This window comes from Bifidobacterium simiiventris (assembly GCF_019331715.1).
In the GTDB taxonomy this organism is placed as follows: domain Bacteria; phylum Actinomycetota; class Actinomycetes; order Actinomycetales; family Bifidobacteriaceae; genus Bifidobacterium; species Bifidobacterium simiiventris.
The window spans coordinates 326,666-337,506 of the sequence record NZ_JAHBBG010000003.1; the positions used below are offsets into that span (position 1 = coordinate 326,666).

The following is a 10,841-nucleotide window of genomic DNA, read 5'->3' on the forward strand; positions in this document are numbered from 1 at the left end:
GATTCTCATTAAAGAATAGAGTTGAAAATGGATTTACATAAGATCTACCTTGCGATACGGTGCATCCCGAAGACGTTGATCTTCAACTTCAGGTATTTGCCGTTTAAAAAAGCTATCAAACTCCCAATTATCGTTTCTCATCGTGTGTCGCTGCAAAGAATGGGGGGGGGTATTGAGATAACAGCGCCGATTCGCCCCAATATGATTCGTATTGGTTTTCATGAGAATCCTGCGTTTAATCGACGGTCATATGCATCGTGGTACAACGAGGGTCAGGTGGTTTTTCAAGGTACTGCATTTTTCGGTAATGGCAGTGGTATTGCGAATACTGGTGTATTGACTTTTGGTGATAATTTTCAGATGAGTGGTAATTCGCGTATCGTTTGCAAGTATGACACCACGTTTGGTGATGATGTGCTGGTGGGATGGGACTGTCTGTTTTTGGATGGTGATGCGCATAAGTTGTATGTGGAGGGTACAGCCGAGCCGTCGAATGCGAGTCGTCCCATCGTCGTGGGCAATCATGTGTGGTTTGGCGCGCGTTGCTGTGTGTTGAAGGGAGTGGCGGTTGCCGATGGGTGTGTGGTGGCGGCAAACAGTTGTCTGACCAAGGTGTTTGCCGAGACGGGTTGCGTGATCGGAGGCTATCCGGCCCGTGTCATCAAAACGAACATCCGCTGGACTCGCTGACACGGCTGGCCTGTTCCTATTCAACACGTTGATGTACCGCTTGTCATCAGTGTGCCTTACTCTGAATAAACCAGCTCAGGGAGGAAGTATGCCATATCCGACGAAGATGGTGTCGGCCTTGACGGGTGTCTCGGCTCATCAGTTACGACGGTTGCGGCGCAAAGGTGTCATCGCGCCTTCTCGAGGCCGGGATGGCGAGTATCTGTACTCGTTCGATGATCTTTTGGTATTGCGTATTTTTGCGAAATTACGCCCATATATTTCAGCTCAAAAAAATAGATAAGGCGTTCGCTAGTTTTCAAAAGTTAGTCAGTTCCGAAGGTCAAGATAAATTGGGCGCACACCGGTTCGGCACAGACGGTGAGTCAATTTTCGTTGATGCGACCGATTCGGCTGTGGACCTAGTCAAGCGTCCCGGTCAGGGTACTGCGTTTACCTTCGATGAGATGATCGAGGAATTCGTTAATTGGCGTGGAGAACGAGTGCCGAATCTGCTGCATCCGAGGCAACAACTGGAAATCGATCCGGATCGTCTTGGCGGCTGGCCTACGGTGCGGGGTACGCGGATTCCTTTTGACACCATTGCAGCCCTGCGGTTGGATGATGACATGAGTATGGACGACATCCGTTATTACTATCCGTCCATAACGGTTCAAGCCGTGGAAGATTCCGTCGATTTCAGCCAAACGATGCAAAGGCTTGCCGCGTGAGTCAGTATACCAATCGGCAAAAGTTCTACATTGACGAAAATCTCCCTGCTCCGCTCTCGACATGTCTGCAGGCTCTGTTTAGGTGAGCTGTTTTCTGTTCATCACATACCGCTGAGGCTATGGATGGCACAAAAGACGTTCCTCTATTGCGCTACCTTGCCGAAGAAGGAGGTAGTGCCCGAGATCTTGCGCATTTTGGTCTTCGCCCGTCCCTGTGGCGATGATCAGCTCGCTGCTGGTACGGTCTCACCGAGTCGGGACATGTCCAGATAGCGGCGAGTCGACCACTCACTGGAGGTGACGTAGCGCACGCGCGCGCAGATAAGCATCAACGCGCTCCTGCCGTCCGGGAACGAGCCGACCACGCGCGTGCGCCGGCGGATCTCCCTGTTGAGCCGTTCGATCATGTTGTTCGTGCGGATGCGCCGGCGATGCTCCCTGGGATAGTCGTCGAGCAGGTAGGTCGTCGTCTCGCCGACGCCCTCCCTGAGGCATTTGGCGGCCTCCCTGAGCTTCCTCGCGTCCATCTCCTTGGCGACGGATTCGGCCTTCTCCAACGCCTTGTCGCGGTTTTCCATGGAGAACACGGCCTTCAGCGCGTCGGCCGCCCAGTCCCGGTTCCCGGGGTTGACCTTGGCGAGCACGTTGCGCTCGAAATGCACCATGCACCGCTGGTAGCGCGCCCCGGGCAGCAGCTCGCCCACCGCGGCCACCAGGCCCGCGCACCGGTCGCCGGTCACCAATCTGACGCCTTTGAGGCCGCGTGCGACCATGCCGGTGATGAACTCGCGCCAGCTTTCCGCGTCCTCCTTCATGCCTTCGGCGACGGCGAGCACCTCGCGCCGGCCGTCCGCGCCGACGCCGATCGCGACCAGCACGCTCACGTTCTCCACCGCGCCTCCCCAGCAGCGCTTGTGCCACACGCCGTCCATGAACACGTACGGGTACTCCTGCGTCAGCGGCCGCTCCCGCCACGCGTCGATATCCGCGTAGACGCGCTTGAGCTTGTCGCTCAACGTCTGCGAGGGCATGCGGTCGCCCCACAGCAACTGGCACACGTCGTCGACCTGACGCGTGGACACGCCGGCCAGGTACATGTCGATCAGCGCCTCCTCGACGCTCTCCTCGCGCCGACGGTAGCGTTCGATCACCGCCGACGAGAATATCGCGCCCTTCAATTTCGGCACCTTCAGGCTCACCTTGCCGGCCTTGACGGTCAGATCGCGCTCGTAATGACCGGCCCGGTACGCCTTGCGCCCGCCGCTGCGCTCGTAGCGCGCGGCGCCGGTGATCTCGTCGGCCTCGGCGTCGAGCATCGCGTTCAACGTCTCCTCGACCGTCTTCCTGACCATCCGGTCCAGGGTGGTCTCGAGCATGGCCTGGTCGACCTGTAGAATCTGCTGTGACATGGCTTGTGTCCTGCTTTCCAATCGCGGTTTATCTTGTTTGGCGACAGAAAATCGTACACAGGACACGGGCCATGCCTCTATCTCAAGCCCAAACCAAAGTGCGCAAAACTTCGGGCGTTATCAAGAAGGATATGGGTATTTCATTACTCAGGATCTCAAGCAGATGACTATTCCTCAGGAACGCGATACGGTAAAGTCTTCCGGGCTGTCTTGGATCGGTATCCCGCACATGGAACGGCAGATCAAGGGGGAAACAGCTCATCGCTGCGCAGATTGCAGTGCTCGCTCCGGTCGTGGGTTGGCTACTTAAAGAACCGCCGGATAAACCGACGGCTTACTCTCTGCGCGAGGCTCGATCTGCCTAGGATTTTCCGGTACAGTGAAGTCATATAAAACGGCAACTCGTGAAGAACGAAGATTTGCCTGGAATAATGTGCTCCTTTCTTGACCGCCTTGAACATCGTCCGAGCGTTATCGAGGTATTTCTGATGCAATGTTGTGGCAATTGCTATATCAATATTATGGTATTCTCTATATCAGAATCACGGGATTCAGTATGTCAATGCCGCGAAGAACGGAGGCTGCGATGATTCCAAGAACGTTGACTGACCAGCTGCTCAGAGCGGTCTCGTGGTTTCCGGTGGTGTCTGTCACGGGCCCGCGGCAGAGCGGCAAATCCACTTTGGTCCGCAATGCTTTTCCTGATTACGATTATCTGAATCTCGAGGATCCGGAGCTACGCAACAAGGCGACGGTCGATCCCATCAGCTTCATTCGCGATCGGCGCCCGCCGTTCATCATCGACGAGGCGCAATACGCCCCGGACCTGTTCTCCATGATCCAGGTTGTTTCGGATGAGATTGGCAAGCCTGGTCAGTTCATACTTTCGGGATCTCAGAACTTCCTGCTATCCAAGCAGATCAAGCAGTCGCTCGCTGGACGGGTGGGAGTACTCAAGCTGCTGCCACTCTCCTACGCGGAGGCGATCGCGGCGAATCCGAATCTGACCGTCGAGGAATATATGCTCTCTGGCGGCTATCCGCGACTGTACGACACGCATGCGCCTAGAAGCATCTTTTTTGAAAGCTATCTCAGCAGCTATATCGAACGTGACGTCGCCGATTACCTCGACGTGCGCAACCTCACCGCGTTCCGCACGTTCCTGCGACTGTGCGCACAGCATGTCGGCGGGCTCATCAAGGAAACCGGCATGGCGAATGAGGTCGGCGTCGCATACCGCACGATCAAATCATGGTCCTCGATCTTGGAATCCAGCTACGTTACGTTCCGTCTGCCTCCGTATTTCGGCAATCTCAACAAACGGCTGACCAAAACGCCGAAACTCTACTTCTACGACACCGGTCTACTCTGCCACCTGCTGCGCATCGAAACGCTGCAGGACCTGCAGGAGCATCCGCTGTTCGGCGAAATCGTCGAGAACCTCGTCATCAGCGAAACCGTTAAACGCTATTACAATGCATTGAAGACGCCTGAACTGTACTTCTACCGCGACGACAGCAAAATAGAAGTGGACCTCGTTGACTGCACGCACTCCCAGACCAAGCCGGAACTCATCGAGATCAAATCCGGACGCATGTACCACGACCGGTTCGCCAAGCACCTACGCTCCGTGGGCGCGATGCTGAACGTCCCCGACGAGAATCGCATCGTCGCTATGCGCACCGACGGCACATACCACGACCACGGCATCACAGTATGTGGACTGCGTGAGCTGTCGCTGCGCAAGGAAAATCCGGCGGCCTGATATTGTGATTACCATGACGGTGAAAACGACCGTCGACAAAGATGTCGGGAGTGAGGCCGGGGTGGTATCGACCGGAGAAGCCTGCCCCATTCCGATGGCCTGTCCCTGCTGAGCGTGCGCGCCATGAACCTGCGCGAGTTCTACGACGCCCGCAGAGAACTCGTGTCATTGCCTTACCTTATCCGACCAACACTCCGGGTGTCATATGTAAGGAATCTCTGTTTGACTTGTTTCGACTTCTATCTTATAGTCTCTATAACTAAAATGAGTGTTATAGAGGCGAGTCTTGCTTATGGATATGAAATATAGAAGTTTGGCGAGGCTGTTTCATGTTGACAGATCGAATGATGCCTTCAACAATCACGAACAGCTGGCGTTGTGGCGTCTTGAAGCGGACTCCACATTCCGGACCAGGATCCTGACGCCGTTGGGGGAACTGTTCACGGCCACTCCCAGGGAAACGGCAATATTGACGGAACGTGTGCTGCTCGCCGAACGGCGGGTGTCCCGGCTCTGGAACCGGATTCCCGGCGTTATGCGTTGGGACTACATACGGCATTCCATCAGTGAGGAACTGTTCGCCACCAATGAGATGGAAGGTGTGCGCAGTACTCGCAGGGAAACGCAGCATGCAGTGGCGGTGGCTGAACAAGCGCGGAAGGAGGGGGATGCTTCGAGAGCGAGGTTCAGTGAATTCGCCAAACTCTATCTGAATCTTGCCGATGAGGATTCCTCATTGCCGATGAGCATCGCGGATATTCGCGGCATCTACGACAAGGTCGCACTTGATGAAATCGACGAGAACGACAAGCCTGACGGTGATCTGTTCAGGCGGCATGACGTGGAGATACAAGGCCCTCACGGTGTTGCGATCCACAATGGCGTCAGTGGCGAAAGCGCTATCAGCGCACTGCTTGCCGACATGATCCGCCTTGTCTCATCCAGTGAGATCCCCCGTTTGCAGGCAGCCATCATGTCGCATTTCCTGTTCGAATACGTCCACCCGTTTTACGACGGCAATGGCAGAACAGGCCGGTATTTGCTGGCTTTGTATCTGAATCGCGATCTGACCATGCCTACCGTACTGTCGCTGTCTCGCACCATCGCGGAGCATAAGAACGACTACTATAAGGCGTTTGTCGAGGCGGAGAACAAACTGAATTGCGGTGAGCTCACGTTCTTCGTGAATACCATCTTGGGATTCATACAGCAAGCTCAAGATGAGCTGATCGACGAGCTTGGCATCAAAGTCGATCAACTTGACAAGGGCGGTGCGGTCTGTGAGCGGCTTGCGGAACAGCATGACTTGTCCAGGAACGCACTTTCGCTGCTGTATGCCGTGGTTCAGGAGGAGCTGTTCGACTCGTTCAAATCCATGTCGCTGGATGATGCCGCATATCATCTCAGACTATCCAAACAAAGCGCGAGAAAATACGTGGGTGAGCTGCTGGACGCAGACCTTGCTGAGCAAAGCGGAAAACGTCCCCTGAAGATACGGGCAGCGGCATCGTTGCGTAATATCCTCGCTTCAGGCACGATGGAAAACGTCGAATAATGGGCCATCCTGTCTCCTGCAAAGATCGCGAGGGGCTGAGTCTGTGTGGTTGTTTCGCGTTCATGTAGCGGCGGAGAGTGGCGGGAGTTCGTCGGGGGCATTAGAGTGGTGACCGGAACTGTTGATGCAGTTTGTTGTGTACAGAGAAAGAGAGCAGTATGAAGATTGCTGTTGCTGGTACTGGTTATGTTGGTTTGTCGGTGGCGTTGTTGCTGTCGCAGCATAACGAGGTTCATGCGTTGGACATCGTGCCCGCGAAGGTCGAGCTGCTGAACAGTGGCAAGAGCCCGATCGTGGATCGCGAGATCACTGATTTCCTCGACGAGAACGCATCCGGTCAGCGTCCGCTGGACTTCCACGCGACCGTCGACCCGGCCGAGGCGTACACGGGGGCGGATTATGCGGTGGTGGCCACCCCGACCAACTACGACCCGGTGAAGAACTACTTCGACACCTCCAGCGTGGAGGCCGCGATCGTGGCGATCCGCGAGCACGCCCCGCACGCGTGGATCGTGGTCAAGTCCACGATCCCGGTCGGCTACACCGCGCAGCTGCGCGAACGCCTGGACGACGACCATATCCTGTTCTCCCCGGAGTTCCTGCGCGAGGGCCACGCCCTGTACGACAACCTGCATCCGAGCCGTATCGTGGCGGGCGCCCCTCAGGACGACCCGGCCGCGGTCGAGGCCGCGCGCACGTTCGTCGAACTGCTGGCCGCGGGCGCGGATCCGGCCGAGAAGGACCGCGTGAACCCGGACGGTTCGAAGGGCATCCCGGAGCTGGTCGTGGGCACGACCGAGGCCGAGGCGATCAAGCTGTTCGCCAACACGTATCTGGCGCTGCGCGTCGCGTACTTCAACGAGCTGGACACGTACGCGGAGTCGCGCGGCCTGGACACGAAGCAGATCATCGAGGGCGTGTGCCTGGATCCGCGCATCCGCAACAACTACAACAACCCGAGCTTCGGCTACGGCGGCTACTGCCTGCCGAAGGACACCAAGCAGCTGCTCGCGAACTACGACCAGGTGCCGCAGAACCTGATCGGCGCGATCGTGGAATCGAACCGCACGCGCAAGGACTTCGTCGCCTCGGAGATCGAGGCGCGCGTGGCCGGCGTGAAGGACCCGGTGGTGGGAGTGTACCGACTGACCATGAAGAGCGGTTCCGACAACTTCCGCCAGTCCGCGATCCAGGGCGTGATGAAGCGGCTCAAGGCGCGCGGCATCTCGGTGGTCGTGTACGAGCCCACGCTGGACGCGCCGGACTTCTTCAACAGCCCGGTCACGCACGACCTCGCCGCGTTCAAGCAGCAGGCCGATGTGATCGTCGCCAACCGCTGGAACGCCGCCGACCTCGCCGACGTGGCCGACAAGGTCTACACCCGCGACCTCTTCCGCCGCGACTGACCAGATCATCCGTCATGAACGGCATCCCCGACCGTCTGCTATATACGCCGACGAGGTTCGCGCGAACTTCGTTGCTGCATGTGCAGGAGGTCGGGGAACTGACGGCCGTTTCCTCGCATGTGAGCAGCCGAGACCATCTGGGATCGTTCCTGTGCTTCGTGGTGTTGCGAGGTAGCGGCATCCTTCGCTACGAAGGCGTGGCGTACGATCTGCATGCCGGTGACGTGGCGTTCGTAGACTGCCGCAAGCCGTATGCGCACGAGACCGGCACCGACCTATGGACTCTCAAATGGTGCCATTTCCAGGGGCCGTCCATGAGCGCAATCTACGCGAAATACCGTGAACGCGGCGGCCGCCCGGTCTTCCGCCCCCAATCCGCGAATCGCATCGAAGCGGTACTCGACGATCTGCGCGCGCTCGTCTCGTCCGACGACTACATCCGCGACATGCGTATCAACGAAAAACTCGGCACGCTGCTCACGTTCATCATGGAGGAATCATGGAATCCTCCGGACAGCAGGCTGATCAAGAAACAGGTCGAACTGTGCGACGTGCGCGACTGGCTCAACGACCACTTCACCGAACGCATCACGTTGGACTCGCTCGCCGCGCGGTTCTTTGTCAACAAATACTATCTGTCGAGAATCTTCAAAGAGTCGTTCGGCATGACGATCACCGACTATGTACGGTACAAACGAGCGACCGAAGCCAAGCGGTTGCTGCGATTCACTGATTTGGGCATCGATGAGATCGCCGCCGAGGTAGGAGTGCATGATGCCAATTATTTTTCGCGCATGTTCCGCAAGATCGAAGGCATGTCTCCTCGGGATTACCGCGCCAAGTGGTGATCATATATGGTCGCGGTGAGGTGGCGTCGGCATATGCTGTCGTGACCTATGCGACAAAAGTCAATATCGTGCTAGTTTTTGTCGGCGTCGAGCTGGTGGTGTGCGGCGCGGTTCCCTATGATGGTATCTGTCAGTTATATAATGCCCGTCCGGGCAAGCATCCGAACGAAAGAGAACACGCATGAAAAAAGCGCTGATCACCGGCATCACCGGCCAGGATGGCTCCTATCTGGCTGAATTCCTGCTGGAGAAGGGATACGAAGTCCACGGCATCCACCGTCGCGCCTCCATCTCCAACACCGCCCGCATTGACCACCTTCTCGAGAACGGTTCCATCACCCTGCACGACGGTGATCTGTCCGACTCGTCCTCGCTGATCCGCATCATCGGCATGGTCCAGCCCGACGAGATCTACAATCTCGCCGCGCAGTCCCACGTTCAGGTTTCCTTCGACGTGCCCGAGTATTCCGGCGACATCGACGCCATCGGCGTGCTGCGCATCCTCGAAGCCGTGCGTATCCTCGGTCTGACCAAGAAGACGCGCGTCTACCAGGCGTCCACCTCCGAACTGTACGGTAAGGTCGAAGAGGTGCCGCAGCGTGAAACCACGCCGTTCCACCCGTACAGCCCGTACGCGGTCGCCAAGCAGTACGGCTTCTGGATCACCAAGGAATATCGCGAGGCGTACGGCATGTTCGCCGTCAACGGCATCCTGTTCAACCACGAATCCGAGCGTCGCGGCGAAAACTTCGTGACCCGCAAGATCACGCTCGCCGCCGGACGCATAGCCGAAGGCCTGCAGGACCACCTCGAACTCGGCAACCTCGACTCACTGCGCGACTGGGGCTACGCCAAGGACTACGTCGAATGCATGTGGCTCATCATGCAGCAGGAGAAGCCCGACGACTTCGTCATCGCCACCGGCGTGCAGCACTCCGTGCGTGACTTCACCGAAAAGGCGTTCGCCGCCAACGGCATCACCCTGCGCTGGGAAGGCAAGGGTCTCGACGAGAAGGGTTACGACACGGCGACCGGCAAGATGCTGGTGTGCGTGAATCCTGCATGGTTCCGCCCGACCGACGTCGACAACCTGTGGGGAGACCCGACCAAGGCCAAGACCGTGCTCGGCTGGAACCCGCAGACCACCAGCTACGAGCAGCTCGTCGAGATCATGGCCAAGCACGATCGTCAGCTCGCCAAGCGCGAGAAGGCATTGAAGGAGATCTGATCAATCATGATGGATAAGAACGCGAAAATTTATGTGGCCGGCCACCGCGGCATGGTGGGATCAGCCATCGTACGTGAACTGAAGCGCCAAGGCTACACCAACATCGTCACGCGCACCCACAAGGAACTCGACCTGACCCGCCAGGACAAGGTCGAGGAGTTCTTCGCCGCCGAGAAGCCGGAATACGTGTTCCTCGCCGCGGCGAAGGTCGGAGGCATCGTCGCCAACCAGGAGGCGCTCGCCGACTTCATGTACGACAACATGATCCTCGAGATGAACGTGATCCACTCCGCATGGCAGAACGGCTGCAAGAAGCTCGAATTCCTCGGCTCCTCCTGCATCTACCCGCGTCTGGCCCCGCAGCCGATGAAGGAAGACTGCCTGCTCACCAGCGCCCTCGAGAAGACCAATGAGGCGTACGCGCTCGCCAAGATCAGCGGTCTGAAGTACTGCGAGTTTCTCAACCGCCAGTACGGCACCGACTACATCTCGGTCATGCCGACCAACCTGTACGGTCCGAACGACAACTACCATCCAACCCACAGCCATGTGCTGCCGGCGCTCATCCGTCGCTTCCACGAGGCCAAGGTCTCCGGCGCGCCGTCCGTGACCTGCTGGGGCGACGGTTCGCCGCTTCGCGAGTTCCTGTATGTGGACGATCTGGCCAACCTGTGCGTGTTCCTTATGAACAACTATTCCGGCAACGAGACCGTGAACGCCGGCACCGGCAAGGAACTCACCATCAAGGAGCTCACTCAGCTTGTGGCCAAGGTCGTGGGCTACACTGGCGAGATCAAGTGGGACACCACCAAGCCGAACGGCACACCGCGCAAGTTGCTCGATGGGTCCAAGGCCACCAAGCTCGGCTGGACGTACAAGACCGAGCTGGAGGACGGCATCCGCCTGGCATACGAGGACTTCCTCAACAACCCGATGCGCGCGGAACGCTGAACCGGCGATGCGTCGGTCCGCTGGCCGGCGGATTCATGGATTCGTGGATCTCTGTTGATGGATTCGCTGACCTACTGATCCTGCGCGCATCCGCAATCCATGCGGTCCCGCAGGACGACGTTTGCCTGTTTTTCTCTGCATACGCGGCCCCTCCGAGGTGCCTCATTTGAAAATGAGCGCGTAATCCGGAGTGGTGCCTCACCTGTGGTGAGCGTGAAATCCTAGTCCGCGTCGGCTTGTGGGGTTTCGTCGTCTTCCGGTTCGACGCCCGCGATCCGG

10 protein-coding genes are annotated in these 10,841 nt (G+C 57.8%); 9 read left to right on the plus strand and 1 reads right to left on the minus strand.

Annotation, left to right across the window (positions count from 1 at the left end; all coding sequences use genetic code 11):
• The first annotated feature begins 27 nt into the window (after positions 1–27).
• From KIH76_RS05560 to KIH76_RS11550, 3 genes are all read left to right on the plus strand, one after another.
• Positions 28–690 (plus strand): acyltransferase, encoded by a 663-nt coding sequence (locus tag KIH76_RS05560; RefSeq protein ID WP_219069740.1) that lies wholly within the window; start codon positions 28–30, stop codon positions 688–690.
• Between the two features lie 88 nt (positions 691–778).
• Complete coding sequence (locus tag KIH76_RS11750) at positions 779–973, plus strand: MerR family transcriptional regulator (RefSeq protein WP_219069742.1); 195 nt, start codon at positions 779–781, stop codon at positions 971–973.
• Positions 882–1,400 (plus strand): DUF433 domain-containing protein, encoded by a 519-nt coding sequence (locus KIH76_RS11550; protein WP_236036837.1) that lies wholly within the window; start codon positions 882–884, stop codon positions 1,398–1,400. Before KIH76_RS11750 ends, KIH76_RS11550 begins: the two co-directional genes overlap by 92 nt.
• 224 nt (positions 1,401–1,624) lie before the next feature.
• Here the strand turns inward: KIH76_RS11550 and KIH76_RS05575 are convergent, their stop codons facing one another.
• Entirely contained in the window at positions 1,625–2,809 is a 1,185-nt protein-coding gene (locus KIH76_RS05575) for an IS256 family transposase (protein ID WP_219069746.1), read from the minus strand.
• Between the two features lie 586 nt (positions 2,810–3,395).
• Between KIH76_RS05575 and KIH76_RS05580 the strand changes: the two genes are divergently transcribed.
• The 6 genes from KIH76_RS05580 (at position 3,396) to KIH76_RS05605 (ending at position 10,562) form a co-directional block, all read left to right on the plus strand.
• The gene (locus KIH76_RS05580; RefSeq protein WP_236036838.1) at positions 3,396–4,574 is read left to right on the plus strand and encodes an ATP-binding protein; all 1,179 of its coding nucleotides are present in this window, start codon (positions 3,396–3,398) and stop codon (positions 4,572–4,574) included.
• Positions 4,575–4,866: 292 nt separating this feature from the next.
• Positions 4,867–6,129, plus strand: a complete 1,263-nt coding sequence (locus KIH76_RS05585; protein WP_219069749.1) for a Fic family protein — start codon at positions 4,867–4,869, stop codon at positions 6,127–6,129.
• Positions 6,130–6,287: 158 nt separating this feature from the next.
• On the plus strand, positions 6,288–7,535 hold the full coding sequence (locus KIH76_RS05590) for a nucleotide sugar dehydrogenase (RefSeq protein ID WP_219069751.1): 1,248 nt from the start codon (positions 6,288–6,290) through the stop codon (positions 7,533–7,535).
• Between the two features lie 14 nt (positions 7,536–7,549).
• Positions 7,550–8,383 carry an AraC family transcriptional regulator gene (locus KIH76_RS05595; RefSeq protein WP_219069753.1) on the plus strand — a complete coding sequence of 278 codons (834 nt, stop codon included), beginning with the start codon at positions 7,550–7,552 and terminating at the stop codon, positions 8,381–8,383.
• Between the two features lie 181 nt (positions 8,384–8,564).
• Positions 8,565–9,611, plus strand: coding sequence for a GDP-mannose 4,6-dehydratase (gene gmd, locus KIH76_RS05600; RefSeq protein WP_219069755.1), 1,047 nt, complete (start codon positions 8,565–8,567; stop codon positions 9,609–9,611).
• A gap of 6 nt (positions 9,612–9,617) precedes the next feature.
• Positions 9,618–10,562 (plus strand): GDP-L-fucose synthase family protein, encoded by a 945-nt coding sequence (locus tag KIH76_RS05605; protein ID WP_274608026.1) that lies wholly within the window; start codon positions 9,618–9,620, stop codon positions 10,560–10,562.
• Positions 10,563–10,841 lie beyond the last annotated feature (279 nt).

Bases quoted from the DNA above. Each gene is read 5' to 3' on its own strand.
- KIH76_RS11750 (WP_219069742.1), top strand. From the start codon at position 779: ATGCCATATCCGACGAAGATGGTGTCGGCCTTGACGGGTGTCTCGGCT.
- gmd (WP_219069755.1), top strand. From the start codon at position 8,565: ATGAAAAAAGCGCTGATCACCGGCATCACCGGCCAGGATGGCTCCTAT.
- KIH76_RS05590 (WP_219069751.1), top strand. From the start codon at position 6,288: ATGAAGATTGCTGTTGCTGGTACTGGTTATGTTGGTTTGTCGGTGGCG.
- KIH76_RS05580 (WP_236036838.1), top strand. From the start codon at position 3,396: ATGATTCCAAGAACGTTGACTGACCAGCTGCTCAGAGCGGTCTCGTGG.
- KIH76_RS05560 (WP_219069740.1), top strand. From the start codon at position 28: ATGGATTTACATAAGATCTACCTTGCGATACGGTGCATCCCGAAGACG.
- KIH76_RS11550 (WP_236036837.1), top strand. From the start codon at position 882: ATGGCGAGTATCTGTACTCGTTCGATGATCTTTTGGTATTGCGTATTT.
- KIH76_RS05595 (WP_219069753.1), top strand. From the start codon at position 7,550: ATGAACGGCATCCCCGACCGTCTGCTATATACGCCGACGAGGTTCGCG.
- KIH76_RS05585 (WP_219069749.1), top strand. From the start codon at position 4,867: ATGGATATGAAATATAGAAGTTTGGCGAGGCTGTTTCATGTTGACAGA.
- KIH76_RS05605 (WP_274608026.1), top strand. From the start codon at position 9,618: ATGATGGATAAGAACGCGAAAATTTATGTGGCCGGCCACCGCGGCATG.
- KIH76_RS05575 (WP_219069746.1), bottom strand. From the start codon at position 2,809: ATGTCACAGCAGATTCTACAGGTCGACCAGGCCATGCTCGAGACCACC.